This is a genomic window from [Empedobacter] haloabium (assembly GCA_008011715.2).
GTDB classification, from domain to species: domain Bacteria; phylum Pseudomonadota; class Gammaproteobacteria; order Burkholderiales; family Burkholderiaceae_D; genus Rugamonas; species Rugamonas haloabia.
In genome coordinates this window covers 4534517-4554258 of the sequence record CP136508.1, presented here as the reverse complement: position 1 = coordinate 4554258, position 19742 = coordinate 4534517, and the positions used below count along the sequence as shown (strand labels likewise).

Here is a 19742-nt window from a genome sequence, read left to right as displayed (position 1 = left end):
TCTATCGAATTGGAGAACGAATTGAAAACTGCAGCGCATACCCGCCAGGCGGGTCTGGTAGTACAAGGCGAAACCGGCGACACGCTGGCCTCGATCGGCAAGGCGCAACTGGCCGAGTGGCTGGGGCGCCACGGCTATATCGTACTGCGCGGCTTTGCCTGCGACGTGCAGGGCTTCTCGGACCTGGTGCGGGCCCACAGCAGTCGCATCAGCCTGGACCCGGCGCGCCAGTTCCACGACAAGGAAGGCAAGGTGCTGGCGCAGAAGGTCGACGCGGGCAGCGACGCGATCGGCCTGCACTGCGAGAACGGCAACAGCCCGTTCTGGCCCGACCTGTGCTGGTTCTTCTGCACCCAGGCACCAAAGGTGGGGTCGCAGACCACCGTGTGCGACGGCGCCGCCGTGTACCGCGACCTGGCGCCGCAGATGCGCGCGGCGCTGCTGGCGCAGGACATCGTCTATACCCGCAGCGTCGGCGCGGAACTGTGGAAGAACTATGTGCGCCACACGGCCGATGCCGGCGCGGACGCGAGCGACACGCGCACCTGCTTCGAGCGCCTGCTGGCCCTCGTCAACGGCAACGTCAACACGCAGATCGAGTTGAACGGGGACGATTCGGTGACCTACAGCTTCCGCACCCCGGCTATCCTGCACCGTTCGCCGTTCAGCCCGGGCCTGCCGGCCTTCGCCAACAGCATCTTCGGGCCGTCGTTCAACTACGAGCGTCCGCGCATCACGTTCGCCGACGGCACGCCGCTGCCGGAAGCGATGCGTGCCGCGCTGGACGACGTCTGCCGGCGCCACACGGTCGATGTGGGCTGGCACGACAACGACATCGTCGTGATCGACAACGCCCGCGTCATGCACGGCCGGCGCCGCATCGAGGACACGCGCCGGACGATCTACAACGCGCTGAGCTACACATAAAAAACCCGGGACAGACCCGGGTTTTGAGAAAACTCTGACTTAGAGCGGGGCTTCGAGCCCGACGCCGCCAAAGGAAGACTTATCGGCAGGCGTGCCACCGGCCTGCGCTGAACCTGGGACCAAGGACTGGGGTCAGACCCGCCGGGTCTGACCCCGGCTCTTTGCCGTGGGTTTTGATTTGCGATGCGCGGCGCGCTCGAGGCACTTACGTGTCAGTGCTTCGCCTCGGTCGCGTGGATCAGGGCCTCGGCCGGGGCGTCGCTGGCGAACAGCTGGGCGCAGTCGACGGCGTCGTAGTCGTAATGCTTGCCGCAGAAGTCGCAGTTGATGCCCAGCTTGCCCTGTTCGGCCAGCGCTTCCTCGACTTCCTCGCGGCCCAGCATCTTCAGCATGTTGCCGACCTTCTCGCGGTTGCAGGTGCAGTGGAACGACGGGTGCAGCGGGTCGAACACGCGGATCGTCTCTTCCCAGAACAGGCGCTGCAGCAGCACGTCGATCGTCGTGGTCAGCATTTCCTCTTCCTTCAAGGTGGCACCGAGCATGCTGGCACGGTTCCACGTTTCCAGCGCTTCTTCCTGCGTGACGGGATTGGTTTCGGCCTTGCCGCCATGCAGCGGCAGCTTCTGCAGCAAGAGGCCGCGTGCCGTGTCGTCGTCCGCCGCCAGCCACAGCTTCGTGTCCAGCTGCTCGGAGCGCAGCATGTAGTGTTCGATGACGGTGGCCACGTCCTCGCCGTCCAGCGGCACGATGCCCTGGTAGGGCTGCTGGCCCGGCACTTTCTCGGCCGGGTCCAGCGTGATGATGAAGCGGCCCTTGCCGTGCTGGTTCAACAGGTCGATGACATTGGCCTGGTCCGGAATCGTCGCGTCCTCGTTCAGCTTGGCGGTGGCGCGCATGCGCAGCTGCGAGTCGCACTCGACGACCAGCAGGCGCACGGGACCGTCGCCATGGATCTGCATGATGATGGAGCCGTTGAACTTCAGGTTGGCCGACAGCAGGGCGGCGGCGGACACCATCTGCCCCAGCAGCCGCTTGACGGCAACGGGGTACGTGTGGCGGGCCTGGATTTCGCGCCAGGTGGCGGAAATGTCGACCAGCTCGCCACGTACGGCGGCGTTGTCGAAAATAAATTTTTGCAGCGTATCCTGGGTCATGCTTTATCCAATCTTTTTAAGTTGTGTCTTGAACAGCCGTGCCCGTTGCACATAGCTGTCGGCGCTGCCTTGCAGCCGCGCCACATCCTCGGCCGACAGTTCGCGCACGGCTTTCGCGGGCGAACCGATGATCAGCATATTGTCCGGGAATTCTTTCCCCTCCGTGACGAGGGCACCCGCGCCCACCAGGCAACCGCGGCCGATCTTCGCGCCGTTCAGGATCACGGCCTGGATGCCGATCAGCGAGCCGTCGCCCACCGTGCAGCCGTGCAGCATGGCCTGGTGGCCGATCGTCACGTTGGCGCCGATGTCGAGCGGGTAGCCGATATCGGTGTGCATGACGGTGCCTTCCTGGACGTTGCTGCCGGCCCCGATCGTGATCCGTTCGTTGTCGCCCCGGATCGTGGCGCCGTACCATACCGAGCTGTCCGGCTGCAACGTCACCTTGCCGATCAGGGTGGCGCTGTCGGCCACGAACGCGGAGTCGTCGATCTCGGGCACGTGCTCGCCCAGCTGGTAGATGGCCATGGCTGTCCTTGTTTGGCGGGAAATAGTGCCCGTATTTTACGCCCTCGAACGGGCATGCTGGCTGGCGTACGAATTTAGAACGGTCGTGCTAATATGCTGTTTTGTTCAGCCAAGCGGCGCATATTGCGCTGCCTGGCGCTTTTTCAAGACATGCCATGACACCATCCCGCTCCGAATTCCTGACCGTGCGCGGCCTGCGCACCCACGTGCGCCACTGGGGCCGCGAGGGCGCCCCGAAGATCTTCATGCTGCATGGCTGGATGGACGTGGGCGCATCGTTCCAGTTCGTCGTCGACCACCTGCGCGGCGACTGGCACGTGATCGCGCCGGACTGGCGCGGCTTCGGCCTGTCCGAGCGGCCCGGCACCGACACCTACTGGTTCCCCGACTACCTGGGCGACCTCGATGCCATCCTGCGCCACTACCAGCCCGAGGGCGCCGTCAACCTGCTGGGGCACAGCATGGGCGGCAACATCGTCGGCATCTATGCCGGCGTGCGCCCGGAGCGCATCCGCCGCCTGATCAACCTGGAGGGTTTCGGCCTGAAGGCCTCGGTGCCGGAAGACGCGCCGCGCAAGTACGCGAAATGGCTGGATGAACTGCTGGAACCGCCCACGATGCGGGCCTATCCGGACGTGCGGGCCGTGGCGGCGCGGCTGCAGAAGACCAATCCGCGGCTGACCGACGAACGGGCGGCCTTCCTGGCGCAGCACTGGTCGGCGCCGAACGCGGCGGGCGAGTGGGAAATCCTGGGCGACCCGGTGCACAAGCAGGGCAGCCCGCTGCCGTACCATGTCGAGGACATCCTGGCCTGCTGGCGCCAGATCACGGCACCGGTGCTCTGGGTGGAAGCCGAACACACCAATATGTGGCTGTGGATGGGCGGCCCTGACGAGGGCCGGCGCGAGGTGGACCGCCGCATCGCCCACATCGCCAACGTCACGCCGAAGCTGATGCCGGACGCCGGCCACATGCTGCACCACGACCAGCCGGCGCTGCTGGCGGAAATGATCGAGGACTTCCTGGCCTAGCCGCCGACGCGCCGGCGGCAGGCAGCGTACAATGGAACCCCGTTGCCAATCTTGCGTTCGTGCCAATAGAGTTCCGATGAAAGTAGACCTGCACTGCCATTCCAACGTTTCCGACGGCGTCCTGCCGCCCGCGCTGGTCGCCGCGCACGCGCGCCAGGGCGGTGTCGACGTGTGGGCGCTGACGGACCACGACGAGGTGGGCGGCACGGCCGCCGCCCGCGCCGCCGCGCGCGAGCAGGGCATGCGCTTCGTCGCCGGCGTCGAGATTTCCATCACCTGGGGCGGCGAGACGGTGCACATCGTGGGCCTGCAGATCGACGAGAACGATCCCGCCCTGGTGCAGGGCCTGGCCGCCACCCGCTCGGGCCGCGACGCGCGTGGCCGCGAGATCGGCGTACAGCTGGAAAAGGCCGGCATCCCCGGGGCCTACGAGGGCGCCATGAGCTACGTCGACAATCCAGCGCTGATGTCGCGCACCCACTTCGCCCGCTACCTGGTGCAGGAAGGCTATTGCGCCAACGTGGCCGAGGTGTTCCGCAAATATCTGTCAGAAGGCAAGCCCGGCTATGTGCCGCACCGCTGGGCCAGCCTGCAGGACGCCGTCGGCTGGATCCGTGGCGCCGGCGGCATCGCCGTCATCGCCCATCCGGGCCGCTACCGTTTCACGCAGCTGCAGCAGGGCGTGCTGTTCGACGAGTTCAAGCAACTGGGCGGGGCCGCCATCGAGGTGGTCACGGGCAGCCACACGCCGGACCAATACCCGGTCTATGCGCAGCTGGCCAACGCCTACGGTTTCCTGGCCTCGCGCGGCACCGATTTCCATGCGCCGGGCGAGGCGCGGGTGGACTTCGCGGCGCTGCCGCCGCTGCCGGGCAATGTGACGCCGGTCTGGCACGACTGGTTCTGACGCCGGCGACCGGCTCTTGTAATCCGGTCCGGTCACCACAACCTTGGCGCTCGGGCGCGGGGTAGCGCATGCCCTGGCGTCATCGGCCCATCACATTCTTGTCATATAGTTACTGTTCGTACTGCCGGAGCTGCAAAATGAAACGCATCATCCTGTTTATCGCCACCAACCTCGCCGTAATGCTGGTGCTGTCCATCGTGCTGTCCTTGCTCGGCATCGGCCGGCCTGGCGCCGGCGGCCAGCTGCAGCTGGGCAGCCTGCTGGCGTTTTCCCTGGTGGTGGGTTTTACCGGGTCCATCATCTCGCTCTTGATGTCCAAGCCGATGGCCAAATGGTCGACCGGCGCGCGCGTCATCGATGCGCCACAGAACTCCACCGAGCAGTGGTTGCTGTCCACCGTGCAGGGCCTGGCCCAGCGTGCCGGCATTGGCATGCCGGAAGTGGCCGTGTATGACGGCGAGCCGAACGCGTTTGCCACCGGCGCCTTCAAGAACTCGGCGCTGGTAGCCGTGTCGACCGGTTTGCTGCAATCGATGAACCGTGAGGAAGTCGAGGCCGTGCTGGGGCACGAAGTGGCGCACATCGCCAACGGCGACATGGTCACGCTGACCCTGATCCAGGGCGTCGTCAACACCTTTGTCGTGTTCCTGGCGCGCGTGGTCGGCTTTTTTGTCGACAAGGTGCTGCTGCGCGGTAATGAAGACCGCGGCCCTGGCATCGGCTACATGGTCACCGTGTTCGTCTGCGAGATCGTGTTCGGCCTGCTGGCCTCGATCATCGTGGCCTGGTTCTCGCGCCAGCGCGAGTTCCGCGCCGACGCCGGCTCGGCCCGCCTGCTGGGCAGCACGGCACCGATGCAGCGCGCGTTGGCGCGCCTGGGCGGCATGGAGCCGGGCGCGCTGCCGCAGAACATTGCCGCTTCCGGCATTTCGAACGGCGCCGGCTGGTCCGCGCTGTTTTCCACCCATCCTCCATTCGAACAACGGATCGCGGCGCTGCAGGCGCTGCGCTGAACCCGCCAACCCATGAGTCAATATTTCCAGGTCCATCCCCAGAATCCCCAAGGCCGCCTGATCAAGCAGGCGGCCCAGATCATTCACGGCGGCGGCGTCGTCGCCGTACCCACCGACTCCTGCTACGCGCTGGTCTGCCACCTGGACGACAAGGGCGCCGTCGAGCGGCTGCGCCGCATCCGCGGCATCGACGAGAAGCATCACCTGGCGCTGCTGTGCCGCGACCTGTCCGAGATCGGCGTGTACGCCCGCGTCGACAACCGCCAGTTCCGCCTGCTCAAGCTGGGTACGCCGGGACCGTTCACCTTCATCCTGGAAGCGACCCGCGTGGTGCCGCGCCGGCTGTCGCACCCGTCGCGCAAGACGATCGGCCTGCGCGTGCCGGAGACGCCCATCGTGGAGGCGCTCATGCGCGAGCTGGAGCAGCCGCTGCTGTCCTCGACCTTGATCCTGCCGGGCGAGGACGAGCCGCTGAACGACCCTGAGCTGATCAACGAGCGCATCGGCAAGCAGCTGGACCTCGTCATCGACGGCGGCGCCTGCAGCATGGAGATGACGACCGTGGTCGACCTGACCGGCGACGAGCCCGAGCTGGTGCGCGTTGGCCGGGGCGATCCCGCCACCCTGGGCCTGTAAGCTCTTTTCCTGACTTTACCCACCTTGAAACCGGCCGGCGGCAGCGAATTGTTGACGGTCTGGTAAAATTTTCCCCATGAATGAACTTGACCTGGTCATCCGCAACGTCGCGCTGTATGCGATTCCCGTGCTGTTCGCGATCTCCCTGCACGAGGCGGCGCATGGCTACGTGGCGCGCTACTTCGGCGACCACACCGCCAGCGAGCAGGGCCGGCTGACCGCCAACCCGATGCGGCACATCGACCCGTTCGGGACGATCGTGCTGCCGCTGCTGACGTACTACTTCCTGAAAATGCCGTTCGGCTATGCCAAGCCGGTGCCGGTGGACTACAGCCGCCTGCGCAACCCGAAGAAGCAGATGGGCTTCGTGGCCGCCGCCGGGCCCGGCGCCAACTTCCTGATGGCGCTGGGCTGGGCGATCTGGGGCATCCTGCTGGCCGGCATGCACGTGACCGAACCGTTCCTGGTCGGCATGGCGCAGGGCGGGGTCATCGTCAACGCCGTCATGTGCGTATTCAACCTGATTCCGGTACCGCCGCTGGACGGCGGCCGCATCGTCACGGCGATGTTGCCGCTGGACCTGGCGCGCAGCTACGCGCGGCTGGAGCTGTACACCCCGTACATCTTCCTCGGCCTGATCGTGCTGATGTACCTGGGCGCCCTCAGTCCCGTGCTGACCACACTGGTGGCGGCGATGATCGAGCTGATCATGACGCTGGTGACGCCACTGGCCATGTTGTTGACCTGACACCGCCATGCTTGACCACTGAACCGAACCATGTATCCCGACCGCGTCGTTTCCGGCATGCGTCCCACGGGGAGCATGCACCTGGGGCACTACCACGGTGCTCTGAAAAACTGGATCAGGCTGCAGGCCGAGCAGCCCTGCCTGTTTTTTGTCGCCGACTGGCACGCGCTGACCACGCATTACGACGACCCGGCCATCATCGAGAAGGCCACCTGGGACATGCTGGTGGACTGGCTGGCCGCCGGCATCGATCCCACCCAGGCCACGCTGTTCATCCAGTCGCGCGTGCCGGAGCATGCGGAACTGCACCTGCTGCTGTCGATGGCCACGCCGCTGGGCTGGCTGGAGCGGGTGCCCACCTACAAGGACCAGATCGACAACCTGGCCAATCGCGACCTGGCGACCTACGGTTTCCTCGGCTATCCGCTGCTGCAGGCGGCGGATGTGCTGATCTATCGCGCCAGCGAAGTGCCGGTGGGCGAGGACCAGGTGCCGCACGTGGAAATGATGCGCGAGATCGCGCGCCGCTTCAATCACTTGTACGGCAAGGAACCGGGCTTCGAGCAGAAGGCGCAGGATGCGGTCAGGAAGCTGGGCAGCAAGCGTGCCAGGCTGTATGCGGAGCTGCGCACCCTGTACCAGCAGAACGGCGACGACGACGCGCTGGAGCAGGCCAAGGCCATGCTGGACGAGGCCGGCAGCCTGTCGATGATCGACCGCGAACGCCTGTTCGGCTACCTGGAGGGCAGCCGCAAGCTGATCCTGGTGGAGCCGCAGGTGCGGCTGACCGAGGCGTCGCGCCTGCCCGGCCTGGACGGGCGCAAGATGAGCAAGAGCTACGGCAACGCGATCGGCCTGCGCGAGGACGCCAAGAGTGTCACGCACAAGATCCGCACGATGCCGACGGACCCGGCGCGCGTGCGCCGCACCGATCCGGGCGAACCGACGCGCTGCCCCGTCTGGCAGTTGCACCAGGTCTACTCCGACACCGCCACGCAGGAATGGGCGCAGAAGGGCTGCCGTTCGGCCGGCATCGGCTGCCTGGAGTGCAAGCAGCCTGTCATCGATGCCGTGCTGGCCGAACAGGAGCCGATGCACGAGCGGGCCCAGCCTTACTTGGACGATCCGTCGCTGCTGCGTGCCATCGTGGCCGACGGCAACGAGACGGCGCGCAAGCTGGCACAGGAAACGATGCGCGACGTGCGCGAGGCGATGGGCCTGAGCTATACCTGAAGCAAAACGAGATGAGTACAACATGAACGACGCAGCAAACACACCTGGCCACATGGCCACCGACGTGATTTCTCCCTGGGTGCAACGCTTCGCGCCCCTGATCCCGGGCGGCGAAGTGCTGGACCTGGCCTGCGGCAGCGGCCGCCACGCACGGCACCTGCAGGCGCTGGGCCATGCGGTGGTGGCGGTGGACCGCGATGCGGCCGCGCTGGCCGCGGCCGCCGGTCCCGGCATCGTCACCAGCGAGATCGACCTGGAAGAGGAAGGCGCATCCTGGCCGTTCGGGACGCAGCGCTTTGCCGGCATCGTCGTGACGAACTACCTGCACCGCCCGCTGTTCGCGGGCATGGTGGGGAGCCTCGCGCCGAACGGCGTGCTGGTCTATGAGACGTTTGCTGATGGCAATGCCGCGTTCGGCAAGCCATCCAATCCCGACTTCCTGCTGAAAGCGGGTGAACTGCTGGAGATGGCGAAACAATATGGCCTGCGTGTCATCGCTTTCGAGGATGGCATCGTTAACCAGCCGAAACAAGCCATGGTCCAGCGCATCTGCGCCGTCAAGGCCGAGTTTCCCAGGGAGGCCGCGCTGCTGGCCGGTTGACGGGCGATTGGAGACCTGATTCCAACCCGAAAATCACCATTGGCACAGGCTATCGTCTACAATCGACGTTTCTATACTTTTAGCAATTGGTTTTCCTATGATTAAGGGCAGCATTGTAGCAATCGTTACCCCGATGCAGGCGGATGGCAGTCTCGACTACGCGGCACTGAACGGGCTGATCGACTGGCACATCGCCGAGGGCACCAACGGCATCGTCATCGTCGGCACGACAGGCGAGTCGGCGACCGTCAGCGTGGAAGAGCACTGCGCGCTGATCAAGGCGTGCGTGGACCGCGTAGCCGGCCGCATCCCCGTCATTGCCGGCAGTGGCGGCAACTCGACGGCGGAGGCCATCAACCTGACCCGCTACGCCAAGGAAGCGGGCGCGGATGCCACCCTGCAAGTGGTGCCTTACTACAACCGCCCGACCCAGGAAGGCATGTACCGCCACTTCAAGGCGATCGCCGAGGCCGTCGACCTGCCCGTGATCCTGTACAACGTGCCGGGCCGGACCGTGGCCGACATGTCGAACGAGACGATCCTGCGCCTGGCCGCGATCGACAACATCGTCGGCGTCAAGGATGCGACCGGCAATATCGGCCGCGGCATCGACCTGCTGCGCCTGGCGCCAAGCGACTTCGCCGTCTACTCCGGCGACGATCCCACCGCGATGGCACTGATGCTGGCCGGCGGCAAGGGCAATATCTCCGTCACCGCCAACGTGGCGCCGCGCGACATGGCCGACATGTGCGCCGCCGCGATGGAAGGCGATATCGCCAAGGCCATCGAGATCAACAACCGCGTGTTCCCGCTGCACCAGAAGCTGTTCGTGGAACCGAATCCCGTGCCCGTCAAGTGGGCGCTGGCGGAAATGGGCAAGATGCCAGCCGGCATCCGCCTGCCGCTGGTGCCGCTGGCGGAGGAATTCCACGCATCCGTGCGCGCCGCCCTGCAAGGCGCGGGCGTACTGCAGTAAAGCCCGGACGGCGGGCCGCGAGGCCTGCAGCCGTCAGGAAGATTCCAGCTGGACTACAGCTTCTACCTTAGTTACCACATGACAAAGAAAGCTTCTCTTACCCCGCAACGCGGGCTCGTGCTCGGTGCGCTCATGCTCAGCCTGACCGGCTGCGGCATGGTCGAATCGGTCGTCGGCAAAAGCACGGTGGACTACAAATCGGCCAAGAAAGCCAGCACGCTGGACGTCCCGCCGGACCTGACCCAACTGCAGAAGGACAATCGCTACGCCCTGCCGGACAGCAGCAGCGGCGTCGCCACCGCTTCCGGCTATGCCGCCCAGCATGGCGGTACGCCTGGCACGCCAGCGGCGGCGGCCCAGGTTCCGGCCGGCAATGCCGTGGCCAGCTCGGGCAACGACGCCGTGCGTGTCGTGCGTGCCGGCAACCAGCGCTGGCTGGTCGTCAAGCAACCGGCCGATGCACTGTGGCCGCAGCTGAAGACCTTCTGGGAAGACAACGGTTTCACCCTGGCCGTCGACAACGCCACGGCCGGCGTGATGGAAACCGAGTGGAACGAAAACCGTGCCAAGATCCCGCAGGACTTCATCCGCAGCACGATCGGCAAGGTATTCGATTCGGCCTACTCCAGCGGCGAGCGCGACAAGTTCCGCACCCGCGTCGAGCGTAACGCCGACGGCACGACGGAAATCTATATCAGCCATCGCGGCGCCGAGGAAGTCCTGACGGGCCCGCAGAAGGAAATCGCGCAATGGACCACGCGTCCGTCCGATCCGAACCTGGAAGCGCTGTTCCTGGCACGCCTGATGACGAAGCTGGGTGGCACGGATGAGGCAGCCTCGAAGACGGCCGTCGACAATGCCATCGTGCAGCCGCTGCACGCGTTCCTGAAGGGCGAGGGCGCCAACCGCTACGTCGAGACGGACGAAGGCTTCGACCGCTCCTGGCGCCGCGTGGGCCTGGCGCTGGACCGCGCCGGCTTCACGGTGGAAGACCGCGACCGCGTGTCCGGCATCTACTTCGTGCGCTACGTTGCCGACCAGGTCGAGAAGAAGGGCTTCTTCAAGCGCCTGTTCAGCTGGGGCGCGTCGGAAGCGGACAAGGAAGCACAACGCTACCGCATCGTCGTCAAGGCGGCGGCGGACGGCAACACCAGCCAGGTCACCGTGCAGGACAACAAGGGCGTGGCGGATGCTTCGCCGACGGCCGAGAAGATCCTCTCTCTGCTGCAGGAGCAGTTGAAGTAAGCTTCGATAAAAAACCGGCTTCGGCCGGTTTTTTTACGCCTGCTGCGCCGAAGTCCACTGGCGCAGATGTTCCCGATAGAACTCGATAAAAGCCTGCGCATTGCGCGCCAGGTGCCGGCCCGGCGGCAGCACGGCCCAGGTGCCGCCGCGGGGCGCCGACCACTGCGGCAGTACCCGCACCAGCCGCCCCGTGCGCAGGTCGTCCTGCACCGCGTATTGGTGCGCGATGCTGATCCCCGCGCCGCCCAGCAGCAGCGCCCGCAGCGCGCCGGATGAGTCGGCCTTAAGTCGGGCGCGCATCTGCACCGTGCGGGGGGCGCCGTCGGGTCCGGTCAGCTGCCACGTCAGCGGCGTCGGCAGGCGCGTCATGGCGATCCAGTCCAGCGCGGCCAGTTCCTCCGGCTCCGCCGGCACGCCGGCGCGGCGCAGGTAGTCGGGCGCGGCCACGATGTACTGCTCGAATTCCCCCAGTTTCACCGCGCGCAGCGACGAGTCGCGCAGCCAGCCCATGCGGATGGCCACGTCGATGCCTTCGGCGACGAGGTCGGCAATGCTGTCCGCACTGCGCAGGTCGATCGCCAGGGCGGGGTGCAATTGCGCGAAGCGGCTCAGCGCTGGCGCCACCGAGCCGCTGCTGAGGTCGATGGGCGCCGTTACGCGCAGGCTGCCCGTCAGCGCCGCACTGGGCGCGTGCACGCTGTCGAGGGCGCCGCGCAGTTCTCCCAGCAGCGGCGCGCAGCGCGCATGCAGCGCCTGGCCCGCTTCGGTGGGGACGACCCGGCGGGTGGTGCGGGCAAACAGCGCCACGCCCAGCTGGCTCTCCAGCCGCGCCACCTCCACGCTGACCTTGGCCGGCGCCACGCCCAGGCGCTGCGCGGCGGCCGCAAAGCCACCCGTTTCGACGACGGCAGTGAAGACGATCAGGTCGTTCAAGTCGATCTGTCCGGGCAGGGCCATGAGATTATTAAGAAATTCGGATGAATGAATTATGGACTCATCCGTTTATCGTATCAACGGTCCAGGGCATCATGGTGCTCATCAACACCACACCTGAGAGGACACATCATGAACATCGTATTGATCGGCGCTACCGGCTACGTGGGCAGCAGGCTGCTGGACGAGGCACTGGCGCGCGGCCATCAAGTCACGGCCATCGTCACGAAGCCCGAGAAGCTGGCCGGTCGCACCGGCGTGACGGCCGTGCAGGCCGACGTACTGGACCAGGCTGGGCTGGCGGAGCGGCTGCGCGGGCACGACGCTGTCGTCAGCGCCTTCAGCGGCCACGCGCAGAGCGACGTGTATGACTATTACGTGCGCGGTATCACGTCGGTGATCGCGGCCACCAAGGCGGCTGGCGTGCCGCGCCTGCTGGTCGTCGGCGGGGCCGGCAGCCTGGAAGTGGCACCTGGCGTGCAACTCGTCGACACGCCGCAGTTTCCGGCGCAGTGGAAGGGCACGGCGGAAGGCGCACGCCAGGCATTGAACCTGCTGCGCGCGGAGCCTGAGCTGGACTGGACGATGCTGAGCCCGGCGGCGCACCTTGAACCCGGCACGCGCACGGGGCAGTTCCGCCTGGGCACGGACCAGTTGCTGGTCGACGCGGCAGGGGAGAGCCGGATTTCGGTGGAGGACTATGCGGTGGCGATGATCGACGAGCTGGAGCGGCCGGCGCATCGGCGGGCGCGGTTTGCTGTAGCCTACTGACGCGTCACGGCTTGGGGTCTGTCCCCTCAGGGGACTGACCCCGGTTTTCTTCCGCAGCGGTCGCGCCGGCTTCCCGGATAGAAGTGGTCATCCGTCCCGGACAAAAAGCCGGGGACAGTCCCCGATGGGGACAGTCCCCAAGCCCGCAGCAGGTACATTCGCAGCTTGCGATAACGAGATGCACGCAAACTTCAGGGTCAGTCCCCTGCAGGGACAGACCCATAAAAAAACCGCCCGAAGGCGGTTTTTTATTGCTTCAAGCCATCCCAAAGGATGGCTTGGGCGGCCAATTACTTGGCAGCGGCAGCAGCAGCCGAAGCGGCTTCCGAAGCAGCCGAAGCAGCTTGCGAAGCAGCAGCAGCGGAGTCAGCAGCAGCCGAAGCAGCAGCGTCAGCAGCGGCAGGAGCAGCTGGGGTTGCAGCAGCGTCAGCAGCAGGTGCTGGGGTTGCAGCAGCGTCAGCAGCAGGAGCGGTTGCTTCTGGGGTAGCGACTGGAGCGGCAGGAGCTTCTTCTTTCTTGGAGCAAGCAGCCAGAGCAACAGCCAGCAGGGAGGCGATCAGCAGGGATTTTTTCATTTGTTTTCCTTAATTAATTCACAAAATTACAGTGTTGCGATGAATAATTACCGGTAATTATCGCTCATTAGGGCGTTTCGTGGTCGTTCGGACCATATGGTGCCCCTGACAACGGAAACTTCCTAACCGAATATTATAGCGATTCTTGTAGCGTCGCAATAGCAGCACGAGACGAATCCATAACTATTTTGCACAAAGGCAATAGCAGGCACGCAACTCTGCACTACTTTTACGCAGCTTTACCGGCGCCACCAAACAGAACGCAGACTACGCTGTCGAACGGGCAAGATTGTACTGATTTCCAGCTCACAATCCAGTGACATTTGCATGCAAACCAGCCGTCGTCTCAGCCCAGATACCCTCAAAACGCTCCAGACTCGTTTGGGTTGACGAAGGCGCATCGAAATCTGCTTCGCCGCGAAAAAAATCGCAGTGGAAGCGGCGTACGATGTCACGCTCGTCCGCCACGCAGAACGAGTCCGTCAGGTGGCGCAGCGAGCGGTTGGTCACCCGGCATTCGATCAGGTGGCCGTAATCCTGCAGCAAACGCAGGAAGCGCGGCGCGTCGCGCTCCAGGCGGGCATTGCCGTGCGCCACCAGTTGCAGGCGGCCGCCGCCGCGCAGGAAGGCGCGCAGCAGTGCGTCGCTGGCGGAGCTGCCCAGCTGCCAGTCGGCATAGTCCGGGTCGAACATGCGCAGTGAGACGCGGGCGCGGCCGAGCACGGTTGCGAGCTGGGCCTGGAAATCGGCCCGGGTATCGAATGCTTGCCGCGCCATCGCGCCTCCCGATTACATCAGTTGAGTTCCAGCCAGCCGTCCGTGTACCACGCGAACAGCGCTTCCATCACGTCCTCCGAAGCCGCCGCGACGGCCGCGCCGTCCAGCTTGCGCTCGTTGGCCAGCGCTTCCAGCGTGGCCTTGTCGGCCCGGCCGACGGCGAACGACTCGCCGTTGATGAAGACGTGCTTGCCACGGTACAGCATCTGCGTCTTGCGCGACAGCGTGACACCCTTTTTCGCGGCGGTCTGCGCGAAACGGCCGGCTGGCAGTGGCTTGTCAGGACCGGTAAAGAACACATTGTGCTTCGGTTCGGACAGGTATTCGCCCAGGAAGATCGTGAAGTCGTCTTCCGTGAACTGCATCTTGTTCAGTTCGTCCGCGATCGTGCCCAGCATGTGCTTCGGGATCTCGGCCGGCTTGCCGGACGGCGCCAGGTCCGGGTCCGCATAGCGGCCGGGCAGGTCGATCGAGTCGGCCATGAACTGCAGGAACGCCTCGCCCAGCTCCTGGTAGGAAGGGGAGCGGAAGCCGATCGAGTAAGTCTGGCAGTCGCCGATAGCCAAGCCGTCGTGGGCGTAGTGGGGCGGCAGGTACAGCATGTCGCCCGGCTCCAGCACGAATTCCTCGGTCGGCTTGAACTTGCTTAGGATCTTCAGCGGCAGGCCTTCGACCAGCGACAGGTCCTTCTGCGGACCGATGCGCCAGCGCCGCTGGCCTTCCGCCTGCAGCAGGAACACGTCATAGGAATCGAAGTGCGGGCCGACGCCGCCGCCGTCGGTGGCGAAGCTGACCATCAGGTCGTCCAGCCGCGCGTCCGGCACGAAGCGGAACTGGCGCAGCAGCGCGTCGGCCGCGTCGTCCTGCAGGTTGACGCCCTGCACCAGCATCGTCCACTCGCGCTGCGTGCGCGGCGGCAATTCCTGCAATGGGCCGTGCTGCATGTCCCACTGGCCGTCCGTCAGCGTGACCAGGCGCGACTCGACGTAGTCCTTGGTCGCCAGCTCGGCCAATTGCGCGAACGGCAGCAGCGGCTTGAAGCCGGGGATGGCCTGGCGGATCAGCAGGGGTTTCTTGTGCCAGTAGTCGCGCATGAACTGCGCCGGCGTGATGTCGCCCAGGAGGCGGAGGGGAGCGTCTTTTTTCATGGACGGGATTATAGTTGATCCACCGTGCCGGCAGCGGCGCCGGCGCGGCCATGGCGGCGGCAGTGTCCACCCCTGTGCGGTTATAATGCGCGCTACCAGACCTGAAAGGATGTAAAGATGAAGATCGCCAAGAATACCGTCGTGACCGTGCAGTACAAGCTGTCCGACGCTCAGAACAATCTGATCGAAGACGGTCGCCAGCCCATGGTGTACCTGCACGGCGGGTACGAGAACACGCTGCCGAAGATCGAGGAAGAGCTGGAAGGCAAGGACGTGGGCTACGAGAACACGATCCAGATCGAGCCTGAGGACGCCTTTGGCGACTACGACCCGAACCTGGTCAAGGTCGAGCCGCGCTCGCGCCTGCCGGAACCGCTGGAAGTGGGCATGCAGTTCGAAGGCATGCCGGACGGCGACAGCGACGAGGAAGCGATGATCTTCACCGTGACCGACATCGCCGAAGACAAGGTCGTGCTGGACGGTAACCATCCGCTGGCCGGCATGGCGCTGCGCTTCGAGCTGAAGGTGACGGACGTGCGCGAAGCAACCGAAGAGGAAATCGCCCACGAGCACGTGCACGGCGCCCACGGTCACCACCATCACGACGACGACGAGGACGAAGGCGAAGCGGGCGACCAGTTCCGCTCGCAGCCGATCCACTAAGCGTCTTCCCGGTCGGGCCGCCTTGGCGGCCCGATGTCATTTCAGGGCGCGCGCTCGGCCTTGCCGGGCTTGTCGCTTTTCTCCGCCTTCTCCGCTTTCTCCGCCTTCCTAGCCTCGCCCTTGCCGGCCTGCGGCGGATGGCTGTCCGGCACCAACGTGAACAGGCCGGCATTGCCGGGCTCCACGCGCACTGCGTTCCACTCGCCGGTCAGCGTCACGTGGCCCAGGTTCCCACGCCACGACAACGTTCCCGCCGGCTCCGCACCCTTCGCGCCGGCCGCCTCGGGCACCGGCCGCGCCGTATCGACCAGCAACACCTTGCCCGGATACTTTTGCGCCAGCGTGCGCACCAGTTTGCGTGTCTCGGCAAAGCCGTCCTGCCTGGCCGAGAACCCGGCCAGCAGCGAAAAGCCCTGCTCGACATGGGCCTGCAGGTCGCCGTCCGAGAACAGCACCAGGCCTTCGAGCTTGCGCCGCTTCGCCATGCCGAACAGGCGCTGCAGCCAGGCCCGGTTGGCAACGAAGCGGTCCTCGTACTCGCTGTTGCGCCCGGCCTCGCTGAGGTAGTGGTTGTTGTTGGCGGGCAGGTTGATCGTGGCGAACAGCACGCCGCCCCGTTCCCAGTAGGCGTTTTCCGCGTAGCTGCGGAACTTCGTGATGGTGGACTGCCGGTTCAGCTCCAGCTTGCGCTCGCCCAGCGACTCGCGGTTGTCGAAATACAGCTCGCGAATACGGTTCAGGCGCTCCAGCGCATTGGAGCGGCCGGCCGAGTTGCGGCAATCGGTCCAGTCGCCCGCCGCCAGCACCACCATCAGCGGCCGGTCCGACTTGTTCAGCAGGGCCTTGCGCTGCTGGTACAGCTTGTCGCTGCAGGCCTCGCTGGCTGACTTGATGCCGGCCGCGACGACGAACGCGGGCCTGGCCTTGTCGGCGCGGGCGATGGTGCGTTTCAGGTCGTCGTCGCCGGTCTCGCCGGGAAAGGTATGGCCGATCACGATGAACTCGAACGCCGCATCGCTGGCCGGTTCCGCCGGAGCCGCCAGCGCGCCGGCGCACGTGGCGCCCAGCGCCACGGCCATCAGCATGCGTGCGGCCAGTGGCTTCATGCCGGCGTGGCGGCCAGCGCGGGCGCGGCCAGGCGCTTCAACTGGTACAGCCGGTCCAGCGCCTCGCGTGGCGACAGCGCGTCCGGATCGAGTTCGCCCAGGGCGGCCATCAGCTCCTGCATGGCCGGGCTGGTGGCCGGCGCCGCCGCTGGCGCGGCCGGCTCGTCGTCGCAGTCCGGTACCGGGGCGGCAAACAGGTCCAGCTGAGGCGTCGCATCCAGCGCCTGTGCTTCCAGGCGCGCCAGGTGCTTGCGCGCGGCCTTGATGACGGGCTGCGGCACCCCGGCCAGCTGGGCCACTTGCAGGCCGTAGCTTTGCGAGGCCGGGCCGTCCTGCACGGCGTGCAGGAACACGATGCTGTCCTTGTGCTCCACGGCCGAGAGGTGCACGTTGGCCGCCGTCGGATGGCTTTCCGGCAGCTGCGTCAGTTCGAAATAGTGGGTCGCGAACAAGGTGAAGCTGCGGCTGGTGTCGATCAGGTGGCGCGCGATGGCCCAGGCCAGCGCCAGGCCGTCGAAGGTGGAGGTGCCGCGCCCGATCTCGTCCATCAGCACCAGCGAGTGCTCGGTGGCGCCGTTCAGGATGGTGGCCGCCTCCGTCATCTCCACCATGAAGGTGGAACGGCCGCCAGCCAGGTCGTCGGTCGCGCCGATGCGGGTGAAGATGCGGTCGATCGGGCCGATCGTCGCGCGTTCGGCCGGTACGTAGCTGCCGATATAGGCCAGCAGCGTGATCAGCGCCACCTGGCGCATGAAGGTCGATTTACCGCCCATGTTCGGGCCCGTGATCAAGAGCAGGCGGCGCTCGTCGACCAGTTTGCAGTCGTTGGCGATGAAGCGTTCGATCTGGTTTTCCACCACGGGGTGGCGGCCCGCCACGATGTCGATGCAGGCATGCGGCACCAGTTGCGGCGCGCACCAGTTGTTGCGCAGGGCGTGCTCCGTCAGCGCCGTCAGGGTGTCCAGCTGGGCCACGGCCTGGGCGATCGATTGCAGGGTGCCGATGAACGGCGCCAGGTCGGCCAGCAACTGGTCGTACAGGATCTTCTCGCGCGCCAGCGCCTTGTCCTGGGCGGACAGCGCCTTGTCCTCGAAGGCCTTCAGCTCCGGCGTGATGTAGCGTTCGCAGTTCTTCAAGGTCTGGCGGCGGCGGTAGTCGTCCGGCACCTTGTCGGCCTGGCCGTTGGTGACCTCGATGTAGAAGCCGTGCACGCGGTTGTACTCGACGCGCAGGTTGGCGATGCCGGTGCGGGCGCGCTCGCGCGCCTCCAGCTCGACCAGGTACTGGCCGGCGTTTTCCGACAGGCCGCGCAGCTCGTCCAACTCCGCGTCGAAGCCACGTGCGATGACGCCGCCGTCGCGCACCATCGTGGCCGGCTCCGGCATCACGGCGTGCATCAGCAGGTCCACGCACGCTTCCGGCGTGGCCAGCGCATCGTGGGTGCGGCGCAGCAGGCTGTCGGCGTTGTCCAGCTCCAGCACGCGCTGCAAGGACTTTTGCAGCTTGGGCAACTGCTGCAGGCCGTCGCGCAGGGCGGCCAGGTCGCGCGGACGGGCCGTCAGCAGGGCCACGCGCGTGGTGATGCGCTCGATGTCCGGCACGTGCTGCAGGTGGTACGACAGCGAGCCCGTCGCGTCATCCTGCATCAGCGCGGAAATCGCATCGTGGCGTGCGCGGGCGACGGCCTGGTCGCGCCGCGCATGGTGCAGCCAATGGCGCAGCAGGCGCGAACCCATCGCGGTGCGGCAGCCGTCCAGCAGCGAGAACAGCGTGGGCGATTCCTGGCCGCGGATGGTTTCGGTCAGCTCCAGGTTGCGGCGCGTGGCCGCGTCCAGGCCGATGTATTCGTTTTCCGTCTCGCACGCGAGGCTCTTCACGTGCTGCAGGCCGCGCCCTTGCGTGGACTGGGCATAGCGCAGCAGCGCGCCGGCCGCGCCGAAGGCGGCACCCAGGCCGTCCGCGCCGAAGCCCGTCAGCGTGGCGACGCCCAGCTGGTCCAGCAGGGCTTTATAGCCATGGACGACGTCGAAGTGCCATTCCGGCACGTTGTTGACGTGGCAGATCGTAATCTCGTCGAACAGCTCGCCGCTGTCGGCACGCAGGATCTCGGCCGGGGCGATGCGTTCCAGTTCCTGCTGCAGGCGCGCCTGCACGGCGCGCTGCTCGCCCGAGAACTCCATCAGGCGCAGGTTGCCCGAGGCGAGCGACAGCCAGGCCAGGCCGGCGGTGTGCTGCTTGCGCTGGCCCATCACGAACATCGCCAGCAGCGGGCGTTCCGACTTTTCCGGCAGTAGGTCCGAATCGGTCAGGGTGCCGGGCGTGACGATGCGCACGACCTTGCGTTCGACGGGTCCCTTGCTGGTGGCGGGATCGCCGATCTGCTCGCAGATGGCGCACGACTCGCCCAGCTTGACCAGCTTGGCCAGGTAGCCGTCCAGCGAGTGAAATGGCACGCCGGCCATCTTGATCGGCACGCCGCCCTGCGAACCGCGCGCGGTCAGCGTGATGCCCAGCACGCGCGCTGCCTTCTCGGCATCGTCGAAGAACAGCTCGTAGAAGTCGCCCATGCGGTAGAACACCAGCATCGTCGGGTGTTCGGCCTTGATGCGCAGGTACTGCTGCATCATTGGGGTGATCTTCTCTTTCGAGGTTCCGCTAACCTCTTGAATTGATGCAATTTTCATCGTAAGTCTTTGAAATCCTTGGTGAATGCGTCGGTGTAGGTTGCTCGTCGCTCTAGTCGCTACATGCCGGTATACTCCGCATCACT

At 65.9% G+C, this 19742-nt stretch carries 20 protein-coding genes; 12 read left to right on the top strand and 8 right to left on the bottom strand.

Features of this window, described 5'->3' with window-relative positions:
- Positions 1–21 precede the first annotated feature (21 nt).
- The gene (locus E7V67_019940) at positions 22–927 is read left to right on the top strand and encodes a TauD/TfdA family dioxygenase (GenBank protein WUR11954.1); all 906 of its coding nucleotides are present in this window, start codon (positions 22–24) and stop codon (positions 925–927) included.
- A gap of 212 nt (positions 928–1139) precedes the next feature.
- Here the strand turns inward: E7V67_019940 and hslO are convergent, their stop codons facing one another.
- Positions 1140–2081: an Hsp33 family molecular chaperone HslO gene (gene hslO / locus E7V67_019935; GenBank protein ID WUR11953.1), complete on the bottom strand. Its 942-nt coding sequence runs from the start codon at positions 2079–2081 to the stop codon at positions 1140–1142.
- 3 nt (positions 2082–2084) lie between these two features.
- The gene (locus E7V67_019930) at positions 2085–2609 is read right to left on the bottom strand and encodes a gamma carbonic anhydrase family protein (GenBank protein ID WUR11952.1); all 525 of its coding nucleotides are present in this window, start codon (positions 2607–2609) and stop codon (positions 2085–2087) included.
- 155 nt (positions 2610–2764) lie between these two features.
- Between E7V67_019930 and E7V67_019925 the strand changes: the two genes are divergently transcribed.
- From E7V67_019925 to bamC, 9 genes are all read left to right on the top strand, one after another.
- Positions 2765–3640 (top strand): alpha/beta hydrolase, encoded by an 876-nt coding sequence (locus E7V67_019925; GenBank protein ID WUR11951.1) that lies wholly within the window; start codon positions 2765–2767, stop codon positions 3638–3640.
- A 76-nt stretch (positions 3641–3716) separates the two neighbouring features.
- A complete protein-coding gene (locus E7V67_019920) occupies positions 3717–4547 on the top strand; it encodes a 3',5'-nucleoside bisphosphate phosphatase (protein ID WUR11950.1) in 831 nt (276 codons plus the stop codon).
- 137 nt (positions 4548–4684) lie between these two features.
- The gene (htpX, locus tag E7V67_019915) at positions 4685–5560 is read left to right on the top strand and encodes a protease HtpX (GenBank protein WUR11949.1); all 876 of its coding nucleotides are present in this window, start codon (positions 4685–4687) and stop codon (positions 5558–5560) included.
- Between the two features lie 12 nt (positions 5561–5572).
- On the top strand, positions 5573–6196 hold the full coding sequence (locus E7V67_019910; protein ID WUR11948.1) for an L-threonylcarbamoyladenylate synthase: 624 nt from the start codon (positions 5573–5575) through the stop codon (positions 6194–6196).
- A 76-nt stretch (positions 6197–6272) separates the two neighbouring features.
- Positions 6273–6944: a site-2 protease family protein gene (locus E7V67_019905; protein WUR11947.1), complete on the top strand. Its 672-nt coding sequence runs from the start codon at positions 6273–6275 to the stop codon at positions 6942–6944.
- A gap of 30 nt (positions 6945–6974) precedes the next feature.
- Complete coding sequence (locus E7V67_019900) at positions 6975–8177, top strand: tryptophan--tRNA ligase (GenBank protein WUR11946.1); 1203 nt, start codon at positions 6975–6977, stop codon at positions 8175–8177.
- A 22-nt stretch (positions 8178–8199) separates the two neighbouring features.
- Entirely contained in the window at positions 8200–8778 is a 579-nt protein-coding gene (locus E7V67_019895; protein ID WUR11945.1) for a methyltransferase domain-containing protein, read from the top strand.
- Between the two features lie 97 nt (positions 8779–8875).
- Positions 8876–9754, top strand: coding sequence for a 4-hydroxy-tetrahydrodipicolinate synthase (gene dapA / locus E7V67_019890; protein ID WUR11944.1), 879 nt, complete (start codon positions 8876–8878; stop codon positions 9752–9754).
- A 132-nt stretch (positions 9755–9886) separates the two neighbouring features.
- A complete protein-coding gene (gene bamC / locus E7V67_019885) occupies positions 9887–10999 on the top strand; it encodes an outer membrane protein assembly factor BamC (GenBank protein WUR11943.1) in 1113 nt (370 codons plus the stop codon).
- Positions 11000–11032: 33 nt separating this feature from the next.
- Here the strand turns inward: bamC and E7V67_019880 are convergent, their stop codons facing one another.
- A complete protein-coding gene (locus E7V67_019880; protein WUR11942.1) occupies positions 11033–11956 on the bottom strand; it encodes a LysR family transcriptional regulator in 924 nt (307 codons plus the stop codon).
- A 108-nt stretch (positions 11957–12064) separates the two neighbouring features.
- Here E7V67_019880 and E7V67_019875 point away from each other — a divergent pair, with 108 nt between their 5' ends.
- A complete protein-coding gene (locus tag E7V67_019875) occupies positions 12065–12703 on the top strand; it encodes an NAD(P)-dependent oxidoreductase (protein ID WUR11941.1) in 639 nt (212 codons plus the stop codon).
- Between the two features lie 256 nt (positions 12704–12959).
- Here the strand turns inward: E7V67_019875 and E7V67_019870 are convergent, their stop codons facing one another.
- From E7V67_019870 to E7V67_019860, 3 genes are all read right to left on the bottom strand, one after another.
- Entirely contained in the window at positions 12960–13241 is a 282-nt protein-coding gene (locus E7V67_019870; GenBank protein WUR11940.1) for a hypothetical protein, read from the bottom strand.
- A 343-nt stretch (positions 13242–13584) separates the two neighbouring features.
- Positions 13585–14055, bottom strand: coding sequence for a hypothetical protein (locus tag E7V67_019865; protein WUR11939.1), 471 nt, complete (start codon positions 14053–14055; stop codon positions 13585–13587).
- Positions 14056–14072: 17 nt separating this feature from the next.
- Positions 14073–15203, bottom strand: coding sequence for a cupin domain-containing protein (locus E7V67_019860; protein WUR11938.1), 1131 nt, complete (start codon positions 15201–15203; stop codon positions 14073–14075).
- Positions 15204–15320: 117 nt separating this feature from the next.
- On the opposite strand from E7V67_019860, the gene E7V67_019855 reads away from it, so the two are divergent.
- Complete coding sequence (locus E7V67_019855) at positions 15321–15866, top strand: peptidylprolyl isomerase (protein WUR11937.1); 546 nt, start codon at positions 15321–15323, stop codon at positions 15864–15866.
- Positions 15867–15907: 41 nt separating this feature from the next.
- On the opposite strand, the gene E7V67_019850 is transcribed toward E7V67_019855, so the two are convergent.
- Together E7V67_019850 and mutS are read right to left on the bottom strand one after the other, a co-directional pair.
- On the bottom strand, positions 15908–16972 hold the full coding sequence (locus tag E7V67_019850; protein WUR11936.1) for a hypothetical protein: 1065 nt from the start codon (positions 16970–16972) through the stop codon (positions 15908–15910).
- Positions 16969–19599: a DNA mismatch repair protein MutS gene (mutS, locus tag E7V67_019845; protein ID WUR11935.1), complete on the bottom strand. Its 2631-nt coding sequence runs from the start codon at positions 19597–19599 to the stop codon at positions 16969–16971. Before mutS ends, E7V67_019850 begins: the two co-directional genes overlap by 4 nt.
- Positions 19600–19742: the final 143 nt, after the last annotated feature.